Annotated in this window: 16 protein-coding genes; 4 read left to right on the top strand and 12 right to left on the bottom strand. The window is 74.8% G+C overall.

The annotated features are described in order from the left end of the window. Window positions 1-24: 24 nt before the first annotated feature. From C229_RS29310 to C229_RS0103865, 7 genes are all read right to left on the bottom strand, one after another. Complete coding sequence (locus C229_RS29310; protein WP_018653756.1) at window positions 25-8,148, bottom strand: type I polyketide synthase; 8,124 nt, start codon at window positions 8,146-8,148, stop codon at window positions 25-27. A gap of 24 nt (window positions 8,149-8,172) precedes the next feature. Further along, window positions 8,173-9,045 (bottom strand): 3-hydroxybutyryl-CoA dehydrogenase, encoded by an 873-nt coding sequence (locus C229_RS34835; RefSeq protein WP_018653757.1) that lies wholly within the window; start codon window positions 9,043-9,045, stop codon window positions 8,173-8,175. Beyond that, on the bottom strand, window positions 9,042-10,031 hold the full coding sequence (locus C229_RS34840; protein ID WP_018653758.1) for a 3-oxoacyl-ACP synthase III family protein: 990 nt from the start codon (window positions 10,029-10,031) through the stop codon (window positions 9,042-9,044). Before C229_RS34840 ends, C229_RS34835 begins: the two co-directional genes overlap by 4 nt. Next, a complete protein-coding gene (ccrA, locus tag C229_RS0103850) occupies window positions 10,028-11,362 on the bottom strand; it encodes a crotonyl-CoA carboxylase/reductase (RefSeq protein ID WP_018653759.1) in 1,335 nt (444 codons plus the stop codon). Before ccrA (C229_RS0103850) ends, C229_RS34840 begins: the two co-directional genes overlap by 4 nt. Before the next feature lie 17 nt (window positions 11,363-11,379). Beyond that, window positions 11,380-12,414, bottom strand: a complete 1,035-nt coding sequence (locus C229_RS0103855; RefSeq protein ID WP_051108856.1) for a 3-oxoacyl-ACP synthase III family protein — start codon at window positions 12,412-12,414, stop codon at window positions 11,380-11,382. 19 nt (window positions 12,415-12,433) lie between these two features. Beyond that, window positions 12,434-13,759 carry a crotonyl-CoA carboxylase/reductase gene (ccrA, locus tag C229_RS0103860; RefSeq protein ID WP_033423913.1) on the bottom strand — a complete coding sequence of 442 codons (1,326 nt, stop codon included), beginning with the start codon at window positions 13,757-13,759 and terminating at the stop codon, window positions 12,434-12,436. Between the two features lie 176 nt (window positions 13,760-13,935). Continuing rightward, window positions 13,936-14,637 (bottom strand): isocitrate lyase/PEP mutase family protein, encoded by a 702-nt coding sequence (locus C229_RS0103865; RefSeq protein WP_018653762.1) that lies wholly within the window; start codon window positions 14,635-14,637, stop codon window positions 13,936-13,938. Window positions 14,638-14,716: 79 nt separating this feature from the next. Here C229_RS0103865 and C229_RS0103870 point away from each other — a divergent pair, with 79 nt between their 5' ends. Next, window positions 14,717-15,742 (top strand): alpha/beta hydrolase, encoded by a 1,026-nt coding sequence (locus C229_RS0103870; protein WP_018653763.1) that lies wholly within the window; start codon window positions 14,717-14,719, stop codon window positions 15,740-15,742. 186 nt (window positions 15,743-15,928) lie between these two features. After that, window positions 15,929-16,144 carry a DUF2277 domain-containing protein gene (locus tag C229_RS0103875; RefSeq protein WP_018653764.1) on the top strand — a complete coding sequence of 72 codons (216 nt, stop codon included), beginning with the start codon at window positions 15,929-15,931 and terminating at the stop codon, window positions 16,142-16,144. Window positions 16,145-16,150: 6 nt separating this feature from the next. Here the strand turns inward: C229_RS0103875 and C229_RS0103880 are convergent, their stop codons facing one another. The 3 genes from C229_RS0103880 to C229_RS0103890 form a co-directional block, all read right to left on the bottom strand. Continuing rightward, window positions 16,151-16,852 carry a hypothetical protein gene (locus tag C229_RS0103880; RefSeq protein ID WP_018653765.1) on the bottom strand — a complete coding sequence of 234 codons (702 nt, stop codon included), beginning with the start codon at window positions 16,850-16,852 and terminating at the stop codon, window positions 16,151-16,153. A gap of 139 nt (window positions 16,853-16,991) precedes the next feature. After that, the gene (locus tag C229_RS0103885; protein WP_018653766.1) at window positions 16,992-18,008 is read right to left on the bottom strand and encodes an aspartate-semialdehyde dehydrogenase; all 1,017 of its coding nucleotides are present in this window, start codon (window positions 18,006-18,008) and stop codon (window positions 16,992-16,994) included. A gap of 103 nt (window positions 18,009-18,111) precedes the next feature. Beyond that, complete coding sequence (locus C229_RS0103890; RefSeq protein WP_018653767.1) at window positions 18,112-19,263, bottom strand: acyl-CoA dehydrogenase family protein; 1,152 nt, start codon at window positions 19,261-19,263, stop codon at window positions 18,112-18,114. Window positions 19,264-19,395: 132 nt separating this feature from the next. Here C229_RS0103890 and C229_RS29315 point away from each other — a divergent pair, with 132 nt between their 5' ends. Beyond that, entirely contained in the window at window positions 19,396-19,728 is a 333-nt protein-coding gene (locus tag C229_RS29315) for a PspC domain-containing protein (protein WP_018653768.1), read from the top strand. Window positions 19,729-19,893: 165 nt separating this feature from the next. Here C229_RS29315 and C229_RS0103900 read toward each other — a convergent pair whose 3' ends face one another. Beyond that, window positions 19,894-21,285, bottom strand: coding sequence for an MFS transporter (locus C229_RS0103900; RefSeq protein ID WP_018653769.1), 1,392 nt, complete (start codon window positions 21,283-21,285; stop codon window positions 19,894-19,896). A gap of 128 nt (window positions 21,286-21,413) precedes the next feature. After that, window positions 21,414-21,764 carry a metallopeptidase family protein gene (locus C229_RS0103905; protein WP_420804631.1) on the bottom strand — a complete coding sequence of 117 codons (351 nt, stop codon included), beginning with the start codon at window positions 21,762-21,764 and terminating at the stop codon, window positions 21,414-21,416. Between the two features lie 24 nt (window positions 21,765-21,788). Between C229_RS0103905 and C229_RS0103910 the strand changes: the two genes are divergently transcribed. Then, window positions 21,789-23,288, top strand: coding sequence for a metallophosphoesterase family protein (locus C229_RS0103910; protein WP_018653771.1), 1,500 nt, complete (start codon window positions 21,789-21,791; stop codon window positions 23,286-23,288). The last annotated feature ends 5 nt before the right edge of the window (window positions 23,289-23,293 follow it).

Here is a 23,293-nt window from a genome sequence, read left to right on the forward strand (position 1 = left end):
GTGGCCCTCTCGGAGCGGAACGGGTCAGGCGCCGTCGGCGGCACGGCGGATCAGTTCCTCGACGCTCATCGCGTCGAAGTCGGGGCCGGCCTCCGCGTCCGGCGCGGGCTCCTCGCCGGGGAACAGCTCGGCGTGCAGGTGGTCGGCGAGCGCCGCCGGGGACGGGTGGTCGAACACGAGCGTCGCGGGGAGCCGCAGCCCCGACGCCCGGTTGAGCCGGTTGCGCAGCTCGACGGCCGTCAGCGAGTCGAAGCCGAGGTCCTTGAACGCGCGGCGCGCGTCCAGCGACCCCGTCCCGTCGTGCCCGAGCGTCGTGCGGGCCTCGGCGCGGACGACGTCCAGGAGCGCGGCGCGGCGGTCCGCGGCGGGCAGCGCCGCGAGCCGCCGGCCGAGCGGCTCGCCGTCCGCCGGGCGTTCCCGCGCGGCGGACGCCCGCCGCGCGGGCGCTCCGGCCAGGCCCCGGTACAGCGGCGGCAGGTCGTCCCCGGCGAGCGCGGCCAGGTCCAGCCGCACCGGCGCCACGACGGCCTCGCCGGTGCGCAGGGCGGCGTCGAACAGCTCCCGCCCAAGCTCCGGCGTGATCATCGCCAGGCCGGAGCCGCGGGCCAGCCGCCGCAGCGCGGTCGCGCCCAGCGCGGCCTCCATGCCGCCGCCCGCCCACAGGCCCCACGCCAGCGACGTCGCCGGCAGGCCGCGTCCGGCGCGGTACCGGGCGAGGGCGTCCAGGAACCGGTTCGCCGCCGCGTAGTTGGCCTGCCCCGCGCCGCCGGTGAGGCCCCGGACGGACGAGAACAGCACGAACGCGCGCAGGTCGGCGTCCGCCGTCAGCTCGTGCAGGTTCCACGCGGCGTCGGCCTTGGGGCGCAGCACCGCGCCGAGGCGTTCGGGGGTGAGGGCGGTCAGGACGCCGTCGTCCAGGACGCCGGCCGTGTGGACGACGGCGGTCAGCGGGTGCGCGGCGGGGACGTCGGCGAGCACGGCCGCGAGCGCCGCGCGGTCGGCGGTGTCGCAGGCCCGCACCGTGACGTCGTCCGCGCCGAGGCCCGTCAGCTCGGCCGCGAGGTCGGCGGCGCCGGGCGCGTCCGGGCCCCGGCGGCTGAGCAGCAGGAGGCGGCGGGCGCCGTGGGCGGTGACGAGGTGGCGGGCGAACAGCGCGCCGAGCGCGCCGGTCGCGCCGGTGATCAGGACGGTCCCCTCGGGGTCCAAGACGGGCCGGGCGGCGCCGGGCGCGGCCCGCGTCAGCCGGGGCGCCAGCACCCGCCCGGCGCGGACCGCGACCTCCGGTTCGCCGCCCTCGACGGCCGCCGCGAGGACGCGCCCGCCGGTCTCGTCCACGTCCGCGAGCACGACGCGGCCCGGGTTCTCGGTCTGCGCGGACCGCAGCAACCCCCACAGCGCGGCCCCCGCCGGGTCGGCGGGTTCGGCGGCGTCCACGGTGACGGCGCCGCGCGTCACCGCGACGAGCCGCGTCGCGGCGAGCCGGTCGTCGGCCAGCCAGGCGCGCAGCAGCGCCAGCGCCTCGGCGGTCGCGGCGTGCGCGGCGGCGACCGGCTCGGCGCCCGGCCGCGCCGGGACCGGCCAGAGCACGGTGCCGGGCGGGCCGGGTGCGGCGGCGAGCGCGGCCAGGTCGGCGTACTCGTGCAGCGTCACCCCGGCCTTGCGCACGTCGGGGGCGAGCCCGGCCGGGTCGGCGCCGAGCAGGGCCCACGGCCCGGCGGGCACGGGCCCGGCCGGGACCGGCGTCCACGCCGGGACGTACAGGTCGTCGGCGCCGCCCGCCGCCGCGAGCCGGTCGGCGGTCACCGGGCGCCGCGTCAGCCGCTCGACGGACAGGACCGGCGCCCCCGCCGGATCGGTGAGCAGCAGCGACACCGCCCCGCCGGTTCCGGCGGGACGCACCCGGACCCGCGCCGCCGTCGCACCCTCGGCGTGCAGCCGCACGCCGCTCCACGCGAACGGCAGCAGCGTCGCGCCGGGCTCCGCCGGGGCGCCCAGGTCCAGGACGTGCAGTGCGGCGTCCAGCAGCGCGGGGTGCAGGCCGTAGCCGCCGGGCTCGACACCGTCGGGCAGCGCGATCTCGGCGAGGACGTCGGCGCCGTCGCGCCAGGCGGCCCGCAGGCCCCGGAAGGCGGGGCCGTAGTCGTAGCCGCGCGCGGCGAGGACGTCGTACCGGCCGTCGAGGTCCACCGGCTCGGCGCCGGGCGGCGGCCACGCGGCCGGTCCGGCGGGCGGCGCGGCGCCGTCGGGCAGGAGGCGGCCGGTGGCGTGCCGCGTCCAGTCGCCGCCGGAGCGGGAGTGCAGGTGGACGGTCCGCTCCCCGTCCGGTCCGGGCGGCTCGACGGTCGCCTGGAGTTCCACGTCGGCGGCGGGGACGAGCAGCGGCGCCTCCAGCGTGAGGTCGTCGAGCACGCCGCATCCGGCCTCGTCGCCCGCGCGGACCGCCATCTCCACCAGCGCGGAGCCGGGCAGCAGGACGGTGCCGAGGGCGGCGTGGTCGGGGGTCCAGGGGTGGGTGCGGCGGGAGACGCGGCCGGTGAGGACGACGTCCCCCGACGCGGCGAGCGTGACGGCGCGGTCCAGCAGCGGGTGCGCGTCCCCGGCGTCCGGCGCGGCGGCGGGGGCCGCCCAGTGCCGTCGCCGCTGGAACGGGTAGGTCGGCAGCGCGACGGTCGGGCCTTCGCCGAGGACGGCGGGCCAGTCGAGCGCGACGCCCCGCGTCCACAGGGTTCCGGCCGCGCGCAGGAGTCGGTCCAGGCCGCCGTCGTCGCGGCGCAGCGAGCCGGACGCGACGACGTCGGCGCCCGCGCGGTCCGCGATCTCCTCCACGTTCATCGTCAGCACCGGATGCGCGGACGGCTCCACGAACACGCCGAACCCGTCGTCCACCAGGCGTTCGACGACCGGCGCGAACAGCACGGGGCGGCGGCAGTTCTCGTACCAGTACCCGGCGTCCAGGGCCGTGCCGTCGATCGGCGCGCCGGTCACCGTCGAGTACAGCGGCACGCGCGCCGCGCGGGGCGCGACGAACGCGAGCCCGCCGGTGATCTCGTCCCGCAGCGGTTCGACCTGCGCCGAGTGCGACGCCACCGACGCCGGGACCACCCGCGCCCGCACCCCCTCGGCCACCAGCTCCGCGACGAACGCCTCCACCGGCTCCGTAGCCCCGGCGACCGTCGTCGCGGCGGGGCCGTTCACCCCGGCGATCGACAGCTCCGCCGGGAGGCGCCGTCCGACCTCGTCCTCCGGCAGGGCGACGGACGCGACGACGCCCCGGCCGGTCAGCTCCCGCGCGAACAGCGCCGAACGCTCCACCACCAGCCGCGCCCCGTCCTCGACGGACAACGCCCCCGCCACCACGGCGGCGGCGATCTCCCCCTGCGAATGCCCGACGACCGCGTCCGGCCGCACCCCCCACGCCTTCCACACCGCCGCCAGCGCCACCTGGACGACGAACAGCACCGGCTGCACGACCTCGATCCGCGCCAGCCTCTCCGCGTCGCCCAGCACGGCCTCCACCGGCCACTCGACGCGCTCCTCCACGGCCGCCGCGACCTCACGGAACCGGCCCCGGAACACCTCCGACTCCGCCAGCAACTCGCGCCCCAGACCCACCCACTGCGACCCCTGGCCGGGAAAGACGAACGCAACCTTCCCGACATGCGCGGCGGTCCCGCGCACGTCGAGGGCGTCCAGCCCGGCGCGCAGTTCCGCCGCGCCGGAGCCGACGACGACCGCGCGGTCCGCCAGCCCCGCCCGCCCCGTCGCGAGCGCGCGGGCCACCGCGCCGGGCGCGGCACCGCCCGCCAGCACCACCGCGACGTTCCCCGCCAGCGCCCGCAACGCCCCCTCCCCCCGCGCCCCGAGCACCAACGCGACCGGCCCCTCCGCAGCCTCGGGCGCGGCGACGACATCCGCGCGCGCAGCGGGCGCGGCCGGTCCGTTCCCGGTTTCCGCCGGTGGGGGTTCCTCCACGATCAGGTGGGCGTTCGTTCCGCTGATGCCGAACGACGAGATCCCCGCGCGGCGCGGGCGCGTGCCGCGCGGCCAGGCCGCCTGCTCGGTGAGCAACTCCACCCCGCCCGCCGACCAGTCCACGCGCGTCGTCGGCGTGTCCGCGTGCAGCGTGCGCGGCAGGACGCCGTGCCGCAGAGCCAGCAGCATCTTGATGAGCCCGGCGACGCCCGCCGCCGCCTGCGTGTGGCCCAGGTTCGACTTCACCGACCCCAGGCGCAGCGGCCGGTCCGCCGGACGGTCCCGGCCGTAGGCGTCCAGCAGCGCGGAAGCCTCGATCGGGTCACCGAGGCGCGTCCCGGTGCCGTGCGCCTCGACGGCGTCCACCTCGTCCGGCGCGACCCCGGCGGCGGCCAGCGCCGCCCGGATCACCCGGCGCTGCGCGGCGCCGCTCGGCGCCGTCAGCCCGTTGCTCGCCCCGTCCTGGTTGACCGCCGAACCCCGGATCACCCCGAGGATCTCCCGGCCGTGGGCGACCGCGTCCGACAACCGCTCCAGCAGCACCAGCCCGACGCCCTCGGCCCAGCCGGTCCCGTCGGCGCCCTCACCGAACGCCTTGCAGCGGCCGTCGGTGGACAGCGCCCGCTGCCGCGTCAACTCGATGAAGATCCCGGGCGTGGACATCACGGTCGCGCCGCCCGCCAGCGCCAGCGAGGTCTCCCCCGCGCGCAGCGCCCGGCAGGCCAGGTGGATCGCCACCAGCGACGCCGAGCACGCCGTGTCCACCGTCAGCGCCGGGCCCTCCAGCCCGAGCGTGTAGGCGATGCGGCCGGACGCCACGCTCGGCGTCGTGCCCGTCATCACGTAGCCCTCGGTGCTCGGCCTGCCCTCGTACATGCGGGGGCCGTACTCCTGGTAGGTCGCGCCGACGAACACGCCCGCCGGTTCCCCCGCCAGCGCGTCCGGCGCGACGCCCGCCCGCTCCAGCGTCTCCCACGCGACCTCCAGCAGCAGCCGCTGCTGCGGGTCCATCGCGGCGGCCTCGCGCGGCGAGACGCCGAAGAACTCCGCGTCGAAGTCCGCGACGTCGCGCAGGAACCCGCCCGCCCGGACGTAGTGCCGGCCGGGCCGCACGCCGTCCGGGTCGTAGATGCCCTCCAGGTCCCAGCCCCGGTCCTGCGGGAAGGGGCCGATGACGTCGCGGCCGTGCGCCAGGACGTCCCACAGGTCCTCGGGCGAGGCGACGCCGCCGGGGAAGCGGCAGCCCATCGCCACGACCGCGATCGGCTCGTCGGCGGCGGCCGGTGCCGCCGGGGCGGGCGCGTCGTCGCCGGGCTCCTCCCGCAGCAGGTCGAGCACGGCCGTGCCCGTCGGCCGGTCGAAGATGAGCGTCCCGGGCAGCCGCACCCCGAGCGCGTCCCCCAGCCGCCCGGCCAGTTCGACGCCCATGAACGAGCTGAAGCCGAGGTCCTTGAACCGCGCCCGCAGGTCGACCTCCCGGGGCGACGCGAGCCCGAGCACCGCCGCGATCTGCTCGGCCAGCACGCCTTCGGCGTCGGGAACGGCCGGGACAGCCCCGGCGTCCGGCTCGGGAACGGGCGCGTCGGCGGCCTCGCCCGGACGGGGCAGCCAGTAGCGGGCGCGGCGGAACGCGTGGCCGGGCAGCGGGACGCGGCGTCCGCCCGTGAGCAGGCGGTCCCAGGCGACGGGCACGCCCCGCACGTCCAGTTCCGCCAGCGCCGCCGTCAGCGTGCGCTCCTCCGCGCGGTCCGCCCGCGCCGCCGGGACGAACACCCCGCCGCCCGGCGGAAGGCAGTCGCGGACCATCGACAGCAGCGCCGTGTCCGGGCCGACCTCGACGAACCGCGTGGCGCCCCGCTCGGCCAGCGTGCGGGCGCCGTCCCGGAAACGGACGGTCGCCCGCACGTGCCGTACCCAGTACTCCGGCGTGGCGATCTCCGCCGCGTCCACGACGCCGCCGGTCACGTTCGACACGACGGGCAGGCGCGGCGCCGCGTAGGCGACGCCCTCGGCGGCGCGGCGGAACGCGTCGAGCATCGGGTCCATGCGCGCCGAGTGGAACGCGTGGCTGACCGCGAGCCGCCGCGTCCTGCGCCCCCGTTCCGACCACCGCGCGGCCAGCGCCCGCACGGCCTCGGCGTCCCCGGACACCACGACGGAGTCCGGCCCGTTCACGGCCGCCAGTTCCACCGCGCCGCGCGCGGCGGCGATCTCGTCCGCCACCTCGTCCTCGGCGGCCTGGATCGCCGCCATCGCGCCGCCGTCCGGCAGCGCCTGCATGAGGCGGCCCCGCGCCGCGACGAGGGCGCACGCGTCGGCCAGTCCGAAGACGCCCGCGACGTGCGCCGCCGCCAGCTCCCCGACCGAGTGCCCGAGCAGCAGGTCCGGGCGGACGCCGAAGTGCTCCAGCAGCCGCACGGTCGCGACCTCGTAGGCGAACAGCGCGGGCTGGGTGACGACGGTCCGCGCCAGCGCCGCCGCGTCGCCGCCCGCCATCAGCTCCCGCAGCGGCAGCCCCAGCGCGTCCTCCAGTGGCGCGGCGACCTCGTCGAGCGCGGCGGCGAAGACGGGGTGGGCGGCGGCCAGGCCCCGGCCCATGCCGGGCCGCTGCGCGCCCTGCCCGGTGAACAGGAACGCGGTGCGGCCGTCGTCCGGCCTTCCCCGGACCGCCCGGCCCCGCCCGCCCTCGGCCAGGGTCGCCAGGTCGTCCAGCAGCGCCGCCCGGTCGTCGGCGAGCACGACGGCGCGGTCGTCCAGCCGGGCGCGGGTCGTGGCGAGGGCGTACGCGACGTCGAGGGGGTCGAGGTCCGGGTGCCGCTCCAGGTGGTCGCGCAGCCGGGCCGCCTGCGCGGCCAGCGCGTCCCCGTCTCGTCCCGACACCGCGACGGGCACCGGGACGGGACGGCGGACGCGCTCCCCGGCGGAGGGGGCCGGGGCGTCGGGGGCCGAGGCCAGCACGAGGTGGCAGTTGGTGCCGCTCATCCCGAACGAGCTGACCCCGGCGAGCACCGGGCCGCCGCCGAGCGGCAGCGGCTCGGTCTGCACGCGCAGCCGCAGCCCGTCCAGGTCGATCGCCGGGTTCGGCGCGGCGAAGTTCAGGCTCGGCGCGAGCACCCGTTCGCGCACGCACAGCACCGCCTTGATCAGCCCCGCGATCCCGGCGGCGCCCTCCAGGTGCCCGATGTTGGTCTTGACGGACCCGACGCGCAGCGGCTCGGCCCGGCCCGGCCCGAACACCGCGCCGAGCGCCGCCGCCTCCACCGGGTCACCGACCGGCGTGCCGGTGCCGTGCAGTTCCACGAACGAGACGGCGGCCGGGTCGGCTCCCGCGTCGGCGCACGCCGCGCGCAGGACCCGCGCCTGCGCGTCGCCGTCCGGGGTGGTGAGCGTCGCGCCGCCCCCGTCGTTGCCCACGGCGCCGCCCGCGATGACCGCGTGGACGCGGTCGCCGTCGCGCACCGCGCAGTCGAGCGGCTTGAGCACCACCAGCCCGCCGCCCTCGCCGCGCACGTACCCGTCGGCGCGGGCGTCGAAGGTGTACGCGCGTCCGCCGGGCGACAGCGCCCCGAAGCCGCGCGCGGCGGCGAAGCCCTCCGGGGCGAGGAGGAGTTCGGCGCCGCCCGCCAGGGCGACCTCCGCCTCCCCGCCGCGCAGCGCCCGGCACGCCGCGTGCACCGCCACCAGCGACGACGCCTGCCCCGCGTCGATCACCATGCTCGGGCCGCGCAGCCCGAGCGCGTACGACAGCCGCCCGGCCAGCACGCCCCGGCTCTGCCCGGTGAGCGTGTGCGGCGTGACGGCGGCGCCGTACCGGCGGGCCAGCACGGCGTAGTCGTCGGACATCGCGCCGATGTGCACGGCGACCTGCGCGCCGGGCGAACCCGGGACGATCCCGGCGTCCTCCAGCGCCTCCCAGCCGAGTTCCAGCAGCAGCCGCTGCCGGGGGTCCATCGCGGCGGCCTCGCGCGGGGAGATGCCGAAGAGGCCGGGGTCGAAGGCGTCCACGGCGGGCAGGAAGCCGCCGCGCTCCCCGTCCAGCGGCTCGGGCCGGTCCGCCGGGGCGTCCCCGACGGCGTCGACGCCGTCGCGGAGCAGCTCCCAGAAGGCGTCCGGTCCGGCGGCGCCGGGGAACCGGCAGGCGACACCGACGACGGCGATGGGCAGGGCGGCGGTCATGGTCGTCCTCTCCGAACGGGCCGGTCAGGGGTAGGCGTAGAAGCCGCGCCCGGACTTGCGCCCGAGCAGGCCGCACTCGACCATCCGGCTCAGCAGCGGCGGCGGCGAGTACAGCGGCTCGCGGAACTCGGCGTACAGCGCCTCGGCGATGGCGGCGACGCTGTCGAGCCCGATGAGGTCGGCGAGCGCGAGGGGGCCCTGCGGATGGGCGCAGCCGAGCACCATCGCCTGGTCGACGACGGCGGCCGTCGCCGTTCCCGACTCCACCATCCGCACGGCGGCCAGCAGATACGGGATGAGCAGCGTGTTGACGACGAACCCGGTGCGGTCGGCGCAGCGGATCGGCTCCTTGCCGAGCGTCCCGGCGACGAACGCGGTGGCGCGCCGCGTCACCGCCTCGTCGGTCGCCAGCGACGGGATCAGCTCGACGAGCCGCATCGCGGGCACCGGGTTGAAGAAGTGCATCCCGACGACGCGGTCCGGACGGCTCGTCGCCCGGCCGAGCCGCATGATCGGGATGGAGGACGTGGTGGACGCCAGGATCGCGTCGTCCGCTTCGACGATCTTGTCGAGGCGGCCGAAGACGTCCTGCTTGGTCCGCTCGTCCTCGGACACGGCCTCGATCACCAGGGACCGGTCCGCGAGGTCGTCGAGGTCGGTGGTGAACGCGACGTTCGCCAGCAGCGCCGCGCTCTCCGCCTCGGTGCGGCGGCCCTTGGCCACGGACCGGGCGAGGGAGCGGCGCAGCAGCGCGAGCCCCCGGTCGCGGGACGCGGGCCGCGACACCGCGACGCGCACGTCCAGTCCCGCCGCCGCGGCGACCTCCGCGATGCCCGAGCCTATGAGCCCGCAGCCGACGATGCCGACGCGCTCCACCGTCGTCTCCGGGGCGGTCACGCGCCCACCCCCCAGCGGACGACGGTCGCGCCGACGGCCATGCCGCCGCCGAAACCGGCGATGAGCACCAGCTCGCCCGGCGCCAGCTCCGGCGCCGCCTCGGCGAGCGTCACCGCGACCGACGCGCTGCCCATGTTCGCGTAGCGCTCCACCGTGCGGTGCGTGCGCGCGTGGCCCAGCCCGGCGGCCTCGGTGAGGCGCCCGAGCAGCACCCCGTTCGGCTGGTGCGGAACGAAATGGTCGATCTCGCGCAGTTCCGCTCCGGCGCTGTGCACGACGCGTTCCAGCACCGGCGGCACCGCGTCGAGCACGAACTCGCTGACCCCGCGCCCGTGCATCGTGACCGTGTGCGCGCGGGCCTCCACCGTCTCGTGCGAGGCGGGACGGCGGCTGCCGCCGCCCTCCACGCGGATCAGCGCGTGCGCGTCGCCGCGGCTCACCAGGTCCACCGCGAGCACGCCGTGCGGCGGCGTCACCGGCCCGATCACGGCCGCTCCGGCGCCGTCGCCGAGCAGCACCGAGGTGCGCCGGTCGGAGAAGTCCGCGAACCGCGAGTACACCTCGGTCGCGATGACGAGGGCGACGCCGTCCGGCCGGTCCAGCAGCAGGCCGCGGGCCAGCTCGATCCCGTACACGAAGCCGCTGCACGCGACGCTGATGTCGAAGCACGCGGCGTTGCGGGCGCCGATGCCGTCCTGGACGAGGTAGGACGTCGGCGGCTGCGGCGAGTCGCCGGTCCCGGTGGACACGATGAGGTAGTCCACCGCCGAGGCGGCCAGCCCGGCCGCCTCCAGCGCGCGCAGCCCGGCCTGGACGGCCAGGTCCGACGCGGCCTCCTCGGGCGCGGCCCACCGTCGTCCGGTGATCTGCGTCCGCTCCTCGATCCATCCGGGATCGACGCCGACCCGCGCGGCGATCTCGTCGTTGCCGACCTCCTGTTCGGGCACGTACGAGCCGGTCGCGATGATCCCGGTGGTGCCCGTCATGCCGTCACCTCGCGCATCGGGTTGAGCCGCCGCGCCCCGATGCGCGCGCGCAGCTCCGGGTCGGTGACGCCGAGGCCCTCGCGCGGCGCCAGGCACAGCACCCCGACCTTGCCGACGTGCCCGTTCTCCTGGACGAGGCGCGCCGCCTCACCGACCTCCGCGAGCGGGTAGACCTTCGAGAGCACCGGCGCGATCCTCCCCATCCGGAAGAGCCGGTTGCACTCGGCCGACTCCTGGTGGTTGGCGGAGTGGCTGCCGATGATGCGCTTGACGTTCATCCACAGGTAGCGGTTGTCGTACAGGTGCTCGTAGCCGGTGCTGGACCCGCACGTCACGACGGTGCCGCCGCGCCGCACCACGAACACCGACGTCCCGAACGTGGCGCGGCCGATGTAGTCGAACGCGACGTGCGGGTCCTCGCCCAGCTCCCGGCGGATGATCCGGCCGAGCCGCTTGCCCGCGTCGATCGCCGCCGCGTGGCCGCCGTCCGGTCCCGCCATGCCGAGGTCGGCGCGGTTGACGACGACCTCCGCGCCGAGCCGCCGGACGATCTCCTCCTTCTCCGGCGACCCGACCACCGCGACCGGGACGCCGCCCGCCGCGCGCACGAGCTGCACCGCGTAGCCGCCGAGCCCGCCCGCCGCGCCCCACACCAGGACGATGTCGCCCTGCTTGATGTGCGCGCCGCGCGGGCTGATGAGCATCCGGTAGGACGTCGCGGCGCACAGCGGGTTGGCGGCGGCCTCCTCCCAGGTCAGGTGCGGCGCCTTGGGCATGAGCTGGCTCGCCCGCGCCACCGTGAAGTGGGCGAGGCCGCCGAAGTTCGTCTCGAAGCCCCAGATGCGTTGCTCGGCGCCGAGCATCCCGTCGCCGTGGGTGTCGGGCTCCTGGTCGTCGGCGTAGGTGCAGGCCACGGAGACGTGGTCGCCGACGTTCCAGTGCCGCACGCCCGCGCCGACGCGGACGACCACTCCGGCGGCGTCCGAGCCGAGCACGTGGTACGGCTGGTCGTGCTGCGCCGCATAGCCCCCCGTACGGGCGAAACGCCGCAGGAAGTCGAACGTCGGCAGCGGCTCGAAGATGGCCGACCACACCGTGTTGTAGTTGATCGAACTCGCCATCACCGCGACGAGCACCTCGTCGGGCGCCAGCTCCGGCATCGGCACGGCGCCGACCCGCAGCGACTTGCGCACGTCCTTGTCCGCCATCCCGGCGAACATGTCCACGTCCTCCACCCGCAGATGCGCCGCCGTGAAATCACGGGGGACGTCGTACCGGGCCAGCTCGTCGGCGGGCGCGCCGTCCAGCACGGCCCCGGCCAGGTCGCTCACAGTCATCGCCGTGCTCCTCATGTCGGGTCCTGCGCGCCGGACCGGGCCAAGGCGTCCCGGCGGCGCAACGTCCAGGGGTCGGCCCAGCGCAGCAGGCAGGCGCCGACGGAGATGCCGCCGCCGAACCCGACGAGCAGCACCGTGTCGCCGTCGTTCAGGTCGTGGACGGCGTGGTCGAGCGTCACGGCGACCGAGGCGCTGCCCATGTTCGCGAAGCGGTCGATGGTGCGGTGCGTCCGCGCCTTGCCGAGCCCGGCCGCCTCGACCAGCCGCGTCATCAGGTTGCCGTTGCCCTGGTGCGGGATGAAGTGGTCGATCTCGTCCAGCTCCAGCCCGGTCCGCCGCACGAACGCCTCGACGGCCGCCGGGACGTGGGCGAGCACGAAGTCGCTGACCGAGCGCCCGTCCATCCGGAAGTAGTGCCGCCCGGCGGCGACCGTCGCGTGTGACGCGGGCAGCCGCGACCCGCCCGCCGGGACGCCGATCAGATGGTGCGCGTCGCCGCGGCTGCGCAGGTCCACGTCCAGCACGCCGTACCCGTCGGGCACCTCGCCGAGGATCGCGGCGCCCGCGCCGTCCGCGAACAGCACCGCCGTGCGGTGGTCGGTGAAGTCGAGGATGCGCGAGTACACGTCGGCGGCGATGACGAGGGCGCGGCGGCCCGGGTGCAGCCGCAGCAGCGACCGGGCCAGCGCCAGCCCGTACACGAAGCCGCTGCACACCACGTTCAGGTCGAAGCAGGCGGCGTGGTCGGCGCCCAGCGCGTCCTGGACGAGGTTGGCGGTGGGCGGGCTCGGCGCGTCGCCCGTCGAGGTCGAGACGATGACGTAGTCGAGGTCGGCGGCGTCCAGGTCCGCGCCGAGCAGGGCCCGGTGGGCGGCCTTCACCGCCAGGTCCGAGGCCGCCTGCGACGGCGCCGCGTACCGCCGGGTGCGGATCTGCGTCTTGCGTTCGATCCATTCCGGTGTGACGCCGACGCGCGCCGCCACCTCGGCGTTCGACACTTCCTTCTTGGGTACATAGGAACCGGTCGAAAGAATTCCCACGGGCATCCGTCGGCGCCCCTTTCGGTCAGTAGTTCCGAGTCCAGACACCGGCCAGTGGATCGAGTTTTCCGGCGCCGATCCTCGCCCTTTTCTCCGGGTCGGTGACACCGAGTCCCGGCGCGGGCGCCAGGCACAGCACGCCCACCTTTCCGACGTGCCCGTTGCGCTGGACGAGACGGGTCGCCGCACCGATCTCGGCCAGCGGGTACAGCGCCGAGACGACCGGCGCGAGATGGCCGAGGCGGAACAGCCGGTTGCTCTCGTCGAGTTCCGCGAGATTCGCGCCGTGGCTGCCGATGACGCGCTTGACGTTCATCCACAGGTAGCGGTTGTCGAAGCTGTGCTCGTAGCCGGTGCTGGACCCGCACGTCACGACGGCGCCGCCGCGCCGCACCACGAACACCGAGATGCCGAACGTCGCCTTGCCCGTGTAGTCGAAGGCGATGTGCGGGTCCTCACCGACCTCGCGGCGGATGATCCGGCCGAGCCGCTTGCCCGCGTCGATCGGCGGCCCCGACAGGTCCACCTGGCTGCGGTCGACGACCACCTCGCAGCCGACCCGCCGCGCGACCTCCGCCTTCTCCGGCGACCCGACGACCCCGACCGGGACGCCGCCGCCGTTGCGCACGAGCTGCGCGGCGAACACGCCGAGCCCGCCGGACGCGCCCCAGATCAGCACCACGTCGCCGGCCTTCATCCGGGCGCCGCGGTCGCTGACCAGCATCCGGTAGGACGTGCCCGCGCACTGCGTGGAGGTCGCGGCCTCCTCCCAGGTCAGGTGGGGCGCCTTGGGCAGGAGCTGGCTCGCCCGCAGCACCGTGTAGTGGGCGAGACCGCCGAAATTCGTCTCGTAGCCCCAGGCCCGCTGCCGCGCGCCGCGCATCGCGTCGGCGTGCGTGGCGGGCTCCTGCTCCTCGACCGCGACGGCGCTGGCGACGACGTGGTCGCCGATCCGCCAGCCCCGGACGCCCGCCCCGACCCGGACGATCACCCCGGCGGCGTCCGAGCCGAGCACGTGGTACGGCTGGTCGTGCCGCGCCGCGTAGCCGCCGGTGCTCGCGAAGCGTCGCAGGAAGTCGAACGTCGGCAGCGGCTCGAAGATGGCCGACCACACCGTGTTGTAGTTGATCGAACTCGCCATCACCGCCACCAACACCTCGTCCGGAGCCAGCTCCGGCATCGGCACCGCGCCCACCCGCAGCGACTTGCGCACGTCCTTGTCCGCCACCCCGGCGAACATGTCCACGTCCTCCACCCGCAGATGCGCCGCCGTGAACTCACGGGGAATATCCCGGCGTTCCAATTCCTCGGCGGACGCCCCGTCCACCACGGCTTCGGCCAACGAATCCATGTGCTCTCCCAGTGCGTGGAAACAATTCTGAAGATAAGCACCGGAAGGAGGGCGGCCAACCCTTAACATCGATCCCGCGGCACCCCTAGGGGCCGCTCCCGACTAAGGGTCGGTGATCAGTGGACCCCCTTTTCGTGAGGCGCACCACAGTGGTCGTCGGCCGGTCATCGGCCAGGTCAGTGGCCGGGCAGGTCCCGGACGAACGCGCGGACGGACGCGAGCGCGTGCCGGTACACGCCGGGCCCGAACGAGACGCGGGCGACGCCCAGGGCCGCGAGCCGTCCCACGTCGGCGCCGGGCGCCGCGTACACGTTCACCGGCGCCAGGCGGACGAGGTCGGTGATCGCGGCCGGGTCGTCGAGCGCGATCGGGTAGAAGCAGTCCGCCCCGGCCTCCCGGTAGCGGACGGCGCGGGCGCGCGCCTGGTCGAGCGCGTCGGGGACGCCGTGCACGAACGCGTCCGTCCGCGCGTTGATCACCAGGTCGGGGGCGGCCTCGCGCAGCGTCGCGAGATAGGCGGCCTGGGCGTCGATGTCCTGGTACGTCCCGTCGCGGGTGTCCTCCAGGTTGCAGCCCGCCGCGCCGATCTCGCGCAGCCGCGCGGCCAGCTCGTCCGGCGGCAGGCCGTAGCCGCCCTCGGCGTCGACCGTCACCGGGACGTCCACCGCGCGGATCACCCGGCGCGCCGCGGCGAACATCTCGGCGGCGGGCGCGCCCTCCTCGTCGGCGTACCCGAGGGAGTCGGCGACGGCGGCGCTGGCCGTGGCGAGCGCCGGGAACCCGGCGTCCGCGACGGCGCGGGCGCTGCCCGCGTCCCACACGTTCGGCAGGACGAGCGGGTCGCCGGGGCGGTGCAGGGCGCGCAGCGTGGCGTACATGGTCCTCCTCGGAGCCGGGCGGGCGTCGATGATCTCGCGTCGGTTAGCGTCGGAGGCGTTCGCTGACGAAGGAGTCCGCATGCTGCCCTGGTCCACCGACCTCGCAGGCCGCCTCGACGAGCACGTCGTCACCGGCGACGCGCTGCGAGGCAACCCCCTCGGCGACCCCGCCGAACGCCCGCTGCTCGTCTACACCCCGCCCGGCTACGACGACTCCGACCGCCGGTATCCGACGATCTACGTCATCCAGGGTTTCACCGGGCACGTCGGGATGTGGCGCAACCGGATGCCGTACCGGCAGCCGTTCCCCGAGACCGCCGACGCCGTCTTCGCGGCGGGCGACGTCCCGCCCGCCATCCTCGTCTTCGTCGACGCGTGGACGACGTACGGCGGCAGCCAGTACCTCGACTCGCCCGGCACCGGGAACTACCACACGTACCTGTGCGACGAGATCGTCCCGTGGGTCGACGCCCGCTACCGCACGCTCGACGCCCCCGCGCACCGGGCCATCACCGGCAAGTCGTCCGGCGGCTACGGCGCGATGATCACCCCGATGCTGCGGCCGGACCTGTTCGGCGCGCTCGCCACCCACGCGGGCGACGCGCTGTTCGAGTACGCCTACCTGGCCGACTTCCCGCAGGTCGTCCGGGCCCTGCGCGGCTACGACGGCGACATCATGCGCTGGTGGGCCGACTTCCGCTCCCGCCCGTCGTTCACCCACCCCGACGACGGCAAGATCCTGGAGATGCTCGGCTACACCGCCTGCTACTCGGCCGCCGACGACGGCACCCCCGTGCTGCCGTTCGACCCGGTCACCGGCGTCGTCCGCCCGGACGTGTGGCAGCGCTGGCTCGACGTCGACCCCGTCCGCATGGTGCCCCGGTACGCCGACGCGCTGCGCGGCATGACGGCGATCTGGATCGACGCCGGCACCCGCGACGAGTGGTCGCTGGACGTCGGCGCCCAGGCGTTCCACGCGGCCCTGCGCGACGCGGGCGTCCCCGACGCGGCGATCCACTTCGAGCTGTTCGACGCCGCCCACGGCGGCATCGACTACCGCTACCCGCTCGCGGTGGCGTGGCTGGCCGCGCGGATCAGCCCCTGACCGGCGGCGTTCGGTTTCGTTCGACACGCGCGGCGCGGGCGGTGAAATTCCACTCTGCGCGCACGCGTTGACACGGGCCGTCCGCACCGCGTGAACTGGTCCCGGGTTCCGCGGGTGCGGCCTCCCCCGCTCGGCCGCACCCGCACCGCCCGGCGAAACGTCGGCCCCACCGCGCACAATGGAAGCATGTGCCGAAGCATCAAGACCCTGCGCCCGCCGTACACCGACGACGTCACCGAGGACGACGTCCACGCCGCCGCCCTCCAGTACGTCCGCAAGATCTCCGGCTTCCGCGCCCCGGCGGCCCACAACACCGAAGCCTTCAACCAGGCCGTGGACCAGATCGCCCACGCCACCGCAGACCTCCTGGCCACCCTCCAGGTCCGAGGCCGCCCGTCCTGACCGACGTCAGCCGTCCAGCGCGTGGGGCCACGCCTCCGGCGCCGGTCCGAACGCCCGCCGCCCGGCCCGCACGGTCAGCGCGGCGAGCGCCGCGTTGGCTCCGCCCCCGATCACGGCACCGATCCCGAACGGCGCCACACGACCGAGCACGACGATCCCCTGCTTGGTCCCGTACTTCACCACGAAGTTCCTTCCGAGGACCTTGTTGATCTGACGCAGCGTCTCGACGGGCACCTTGGCGACGATCTGGCGTCCCCAGTGCTGACCCGTGCGCTCGGCGATCTTGGAGATGGTGCCGGAGCCCGAGCCGCCCAGCATGATGCCCATCACGATGGTGCGGCGCCGCTCGATCTCGCCCAGCGGAATCCCGTGCACCTCCGCGACCGAGAGCGCGAATAGAACGCTCAGTTCGAGCGAGGAGAACGCCTCGCCCGCCGACAGCGCGAGCGCGACTCCCGTCCCGACACCGGGCGCGGCGGCGGTCCCCCCGACCGCGGCGCCCGTTCCGGTCAGGGCGCTGACGTACATCCGCTCCAGGTTCCGGACGACCTGCGCCGGTGTGGCCTCCGGGTTCCGCTGCCGCGCGCGGGTGACGTTCGCCTGCACCAGGGGGCTCTGGACGCTGATCGCCTTGTCCAGGAGGTCGAGCACGCGCTGCCCGCGTCCGGACGTCTCCGGGGCCGATCCATCGAGGGCGCCTGTCTCCATGCGTTGGGCTCCTAGCGTCGTCACATCCCGGCCGAGTTCCCCATTCGACCAGCCGGTCGGACGCTGCCGCCGGGAAACAGCGCATAAAGGCGACACCCCGGTCGCTGCGGGCGGCCGGGGCGTCGGTGGAGAAGTCGGGCTAGCTGGTGAAGAGTTCGGCTATTTGGACCGCGTTGAGGGCGGCGCCCTTGCGGAGGTTGTCGCCGGCGGCGAAGAGGGCCAGGCCGTTGGGGACGGTCTCGTCGCGGCGGATGCGGCCGACGTAGGTGGGGTCGGTTCCGGCGGCCTGGAGGGGGGTCGGGACGTCGGAGAGTTCGACGCCCGGGGCGTCCGCGAGGAGTTCGGCGGCGCGCTCGGGGCTGATCGGGCGGGCGAAACGCGCGTTGATCTGGAGCGAGTGGCCGGTGAAGACCGGGACGCGCACGCAGGTTCCGGACACCTTGAGGTCGGGGATGCCGAGGATCTTGCGGCTCTCGTTGCGGAGCTTCTGCTCCTCGTCGGTCTCGTTCAGGCCGTCGTCGACGATCGAACCCGCCATCGGCAGCACGTTGAACGCGATCGGACGCACGTACACGTCCGGCTCGGGGAACGCGACGGCGGCGCCGTCGTGGGTGAGCCGGTCGGCCGACTCCGCCACCTTCACCGCCTGGCCGTGCAGTTCGGCGACGCCCGCCAGGCCGCTGCCCGACACCGCCTGGTACGTCGCGACGACGAGCGCCTCCAGCCCCGCCTCGTCGTGCAGCGGGCGCAGCACCGGCATCGCGGCCATCGTGGTGCAGTTCGGGTTCGCGATGATGCCCTTCGGGCGGTTCGCGGCGTCCTGCGGGTTCACCTCGGCGACGACGAGCGGCACATCCGGGTCGAGCCGCCAGCCGGACGAGTTGTCGATCACGACGGCGCCCGCCGCCGCGACCTTCGGCGCCAGCTCCTTCGACGTGGTCTTCCCGGCGGAGAACAGCACGATGTCGAGACCGGCGTAGTCGGCGGTGGCGGCGTCCTCGATCGTCACCTGCGACCCGTTCCACGGCAGCGTCCGCCCGGCCGACCGCGCGGACGCGAACAGCCGCAGCTCGTCCACCGGGAACCCGCGCTCGGCGAGCATCCGCAGCATGACGCCCCCGACCTGCCCGGTGGCCCCGACGATCCCGATTCTCATGCCGCTCCCTCACTTCGGTGACGTGACCTGCGCCGACGAGTCTGCCCAGCGCGCGGCCGGACGTCCAGTCAGTACCGTTCGACCTCGACCTTAAGCGGAGAAATCAGCGGAAGGCGTCCAGGCCCGTGATCGCCTTGCCGAGCGTCAGCACGTGGATCTCCGCCGTGCCCTCGTAGGTGGCGACGCTCTCCAGGTTGTTCATGTGCCGGATGACCGGATACTCCAGGGTGATCCCGTTCGCGCCGAGCACCGTCCGCGCCTGCCGCGCCACGTCCAGCGCCGCGCGGACGTTGGCGAGCTTGCCGAACGAGACCTGCTGCGGCGTGACCGCGCCCTCGTCCTTGAGCCAGCCGATGTGCAGGGCCGTCAACCCGGCCTGGCCCAGCGCGACCTCCATCAGCGCCAGCTTCTCCTGGGTGAGCTGGAACCCGCCGATCGGACGGCCGAACTGCTCGCGCGTCGTCGCGTACTCGACGGCCGCCTCATAGCAGGCGCGGCCCGCCCCGACCGCGCCCCACAGGATGCCGTAGCGCGCCTCCGACAGGCAGCTCAGCGGGCCCTTGAGCCCCGTCACGCCCGGCAGGACGGCGTCGGCGGGCAGCCGGACGCCGCTCAGCACCAGCTCCGACGTCACCGACGCGCGCAGCGACAGCTTGCGGTGAATGTCGCTCGTCGTGAACCCCGGGGTGCCCGCCGGGACGAGGAAGCCGCGGATGCCCTCGTCCGTCTGCGCCCACACGACGGCGACGTCCGCGATCGACCCGTTCGTGATCCACATCTTGGCGCCGTCCAGCACCCAGTCGGTGCCGTCGCGGCGGGCGCGGGTGCGCATGTCGCCGGGGTCCGAGCCGCGGTCGGGCTCGGTGAGGCCGAAGCAGCCCAGCGCCTCGCCCGCCGCCATGCGCGGCAGCCACGCCGTCTTCTGCTCCTCCGAACCCCACTTGTGGATCGCGGACATCGCCAGCGACCCCTGCACCGACACGAAGCTGCGCAGCCCCGAGTCGGCCGCCTCCAGCTCGCGGCACGCCACCCCGTAGGCGACGGCGCTCATCCCCGCGCAGCCGTAGCCGTCCAGGTGCATCCCGAGCAGGCCGAGCTTCCCCAGCTCCGGGCCCAGTTCCCGCGCCGGGAACGTGCCGTCCTCGAACCACTCCGCGACGTGGGGCAGCACGGCGTCGGCCGTGAACGCCCGCACGGTGTCGCGGATCATCCGCTCCTCGTCGGTGAGGCGGTCGTCGACGCGCAGCACGTCCATGGGCGGTTCCTCTCGGGCGGCGGACGGGGTTCGCCGTCAGGGTAGCCGCGCGCGTTCCCGGGGGTCGGTTCAGGGGCGTTTCGGGGTGAATCCCCGATGTGGCGGACCGGTCCCGCCGCACATGATGAGGGCATGAACTTCGACAAGAACGACACCGCCGCCCCGGACCTCACGCCCGCCGAGACGCCGCAGTACACGTTCCGCCGCGCGAAGGACGGCCGCCTGCTCGCCGGTGTCGGCCGCGCCGTCGCCGACCAGTTCAACGTGGACGTCAACCTCGTCCGGCTCGGCATCGTCGTCCTGGCGCTCTTCACCGGCTTCGGCTTCCTCGCCTACGGCGCCGCCTGGCTCCTCATCCCGCTCCAGGGCGCGCAGACGTCGATCGCCGAGGACCTCATCGCGCGCGCTAAGGCGGACCCGAAGGTGCAGGACGCCGTCCAGAAGGCCAAGGAAGCTGTGTCGTGAAGCCCCGGCCTACGGCCGCTCGCCTTGGCGGCTCGCGTCCTAACCGGGACTTTGCGGACGCGGCATCGCTTCGCGATCTGCCGGGTGGAGCTTGCCTCCGGCATTGCTCCACCCGGCAGGTAACGCGTCCGCGCGCGGTGTGAGGTCACCGTCGACGTTGCGCGTCTACGATGCCGTGGCCGACCTTCGCTCCTCCTCGTCCAGATCCGGCTCCGGTGGGACCGGCGCCGCGAGGAGGGGTTCCGTCACCCGCGTTTCCACCGGGACGGGCTCGGGCGGGACGACCGTCTCCTCCCGCATCGACCTGATCACCGACTCGCGGACGTGGTTCCACCCCAGCGACAGGATCGCCGCCGCGCCGAGGCCGATCGCGCCCGCGAGCGCGACCACCGTCTCCGGCCCGAGCACCTGCGCCGCCGCGCCCGCCACGAGGATGCCGAGGCCCTGTCCGGCCATGATCCCCGACTGGGCCAGCCCGAACGCCTGCGCGCGCCCGGACGCGGGCACCTCCGCGACGAACGCCGCGTTCGCCGCGAGCTGGTAGGCGCTGCCGACCCCCGCGAGCGCGAACAGCGCCACCGTCGCCCACAGCGGCGGCCGCGCCGCCGTCAGGATGAGCGGCGCGCACGCCAGCATCGCCATCCAGCCCATGAACCGGATGCGGTCGGACGGCCGGACGCACCGGCTGAACACGAACGCCCCCAGCACCATGCCCGTCGGCATCGACGACATCAGCAGCCCGACGACCACGGGACTGTCGGCGCCGCGCCCGCCGAACGTGGCCGCGTACGGCGCGGCCAGCCCCTCGGGGATGACGTAGAACGCGCACAGCCAGGCGAACAGCAGCAGCGAGCGGAGCGTCCGGTCACCGAAGACGAGCCGGGCGCCGTCCCGGGTGCCGCGCAGCAGGCCGAGCGCGTGCCGCTCGCTCAGCCGCGACGCGGGCCGCGACCGCAGCCCCACGACGAGGATCACGCCCGACAGCGCGAACGTCAGCGAGTTCAGCGCGAGCGCCTGGTGCGCGCCCACGACCGCGACCACGGCGCCGCCGACGACGAAGCCGAGCATCTGGCTGACCTGGTGCGTGATGTTGTTGATCGCAGACCCGGCGACATACCGGTCACCGTCCAGGATGTCGGGCAGGACGGCGGCGCGCGCCGCCCCGAACGGCGCACCGAGCAGCACCGTGACGAACACCAGCAGGCACAGCACCCAGAACGGCAGCCCGGACAGCGCCATCAGCGCCACCAGCCCGGCCCGCAGCACGTCGCACACGATCATCACCGTGCGGCGCGGGAACATGTCGGCCAGCCCCGACAGCACCGGCCCGCCGAGGATCGGCGGCAGATACGTCAGCGCGTAGGTGAGCGCCGTCAGCAGCGGCGAGTTCGTCCGCTGGAAGACCAGCACCGCCAGCGCCACCTGGGCGAGCTGGTCACCGACGAACGACAGCGCCTGAGCGAGCCAGAGCGCGCGGAACTCCCCCACCGCGAACACCTCGCGGTAGGTGGCCTGTGCTTCGGGCGGACGCCGGTGCCGCCCGATCCGCTTCGCCACGCACGCTCCAGTTGGGTCTCGCCGCCTGGGCCGACCCCTCTATTAACTCACGCTGTGTGGCAGTTATGTGACCTACCGTGCCCATTTTCTGAAAGGGGCCGCCGACCTGCGGTGATGGGCGGGTAACGTCAGTAGCCCAGCTCGTGCAACCGGGCGTCGTCGATGCCGAAGTGGTGCGCGATCTCGTGCACGACCGTGATCCGCACCTCCTCCACGACGTCCTCCGGCGTCTCGCAGATCCGGGCGATCTCGCGACGATAGATCGAGATGTGATCGGGAAGTACCCCGGCGTACCAGTCGCCGCGCTCGGTGAGTGGTACGCCTTGGTACAGCCCGAGGAGGCCGGGTTCGGGCGCCTCGTCCTCGACGACGATGACGACGTTGCGCATGTGCTCGGTCAGTTCGGGCGGGATGCTGTCGAGGGCCTCGCCGACAAGGTCCTCGAAGGCTTCCCGGGAGATGTCGATCACAGCCCCCATTCTGCTCGACGCCAGGAGGAATCCGTGCACATCCCGGCCAGGCTCACCGGCCCCGGCGCCCGCCGCGTCGGCCGAGTCCTCGCCGTCACGTCCATCGCGCTGCTCGGCGGGCTCGTCGGCCTGCTGCTCGGCGCCCGCGCCGAGACCCCCGTCGGTCCCACGGACGTGTCGCTCAACCTGCGCCCGACGTTCGAGGGCGGCACCACGGTGGAGATCCCGCCGCTGGGCGCCCTGCACCTGGACACCCATGAGGGACCGTTCCAGTTGCGGGCGCAGATCACGAACCTGCGTCCCGAGGCCGCCAAGGACCTCGTCGAGAACACCGGCGACCTGAACGGCCTCACCGACCAGATCGTGGACGAGCTGCGGGACGGGCTCGTCGTCATGCTCGTCCGGGCGCTGACGCTCACGGTGCTGTTCGGGTTCGCCGCCGGGCTCGTCGTCTTCCGCTCCTGGCGGCGCGCCCTGTTCGGGACGGCCGCGCCCGTCGCGGCGCTGACCGGCGTCGCCGTGCTGGGCTGGGCGACGTTCAACCCCGGCGCCGTCGCCGAGCCCCGCTACACGGGGCTGCTCGCCAACGCCCCGCAGGTCGTGGGCGACACCCGCGACATCGTGTCGCGTTTCACCGAGTACCGGGCGCAGCTCGCCAAGCTCGTCGGGAACGTGTCCCGGCTGTACGCGGCGACGTCGTCGCTGCCGACGTACGAGCCGGACCCGTCCACGATCCGCGTCCTGCACGTGTCGGACATCCACCTGAACCCGGCGGCGTGGAACGTCGTCCGGTCGGTGAGCACGCAGTTCCAGGCCGACCTGATCATCGACAGCGGCGACATCATGGACCACGGCAGCAAGCCCGAGGACCGGTTCGTCGACGACATCAAGACGCTGAAGATCCCGTACGTGTACGTGCGCGGCAACCACGACTCGCGCGGCAGCGAGCGCGCCGTCGCCCGGCAGAAGAACGCGATCGTCCTGGACGACGCCACCCGCGACGTCGAGGGCCTGACGATCTACGGCCTCGGTGACCCCCGCTACACGCCCGACAAGTCCACCCGCGACGACAACCTGCGCGGCGAGGAACTCCGCGCGGGCACCGTCCCCATCGCGGACAAGCTCCGCGCCGCCGGGACCAAGCCGGACATCATCGTCACGCACGACCCGGCGCAGGCGCTGGCGTTCTCCGGCCTGAGCCCGCTGCTGCTGGCGGGCCACACCCACAGCCGCAAGACCGAGCTGCTCCCGTCCGGCAGCCGCCTGTCCACCCAGGGCTCGACGGGCGGCGCCGGCCTCCGCGGCCTCGAACAGGAGAAGCCGACCCCGATCAGCCTCTCCGTCCTCTACTTCAGCCGCTCCGACCACCGCCTCCAGGGCTGGGACGACATCACCCTGGGCGGCCTCGGCCTCACGTCGGCCCAGATCGAACGCCACCTCGAACCGACCCCCGGCCGCCCCGTCACCCCACCCACCCCGTCCCCGGCGCCCACGCCCCCGTCCCCCACGACCACCCGCCCCGCCGCCGACTAACCGCT

Source organism: Actinomadura flavalba DSM 45200, from assembly GCF_000374305.1.
In the GTDB taxonomy this organism is placed as follows: domain Bacteria; phylum Actinomycetota; class Actinomycetes; order Streptosporangiales; family Streptosporangiaceae; genus Spirillospora; species Spirillospora flavalba.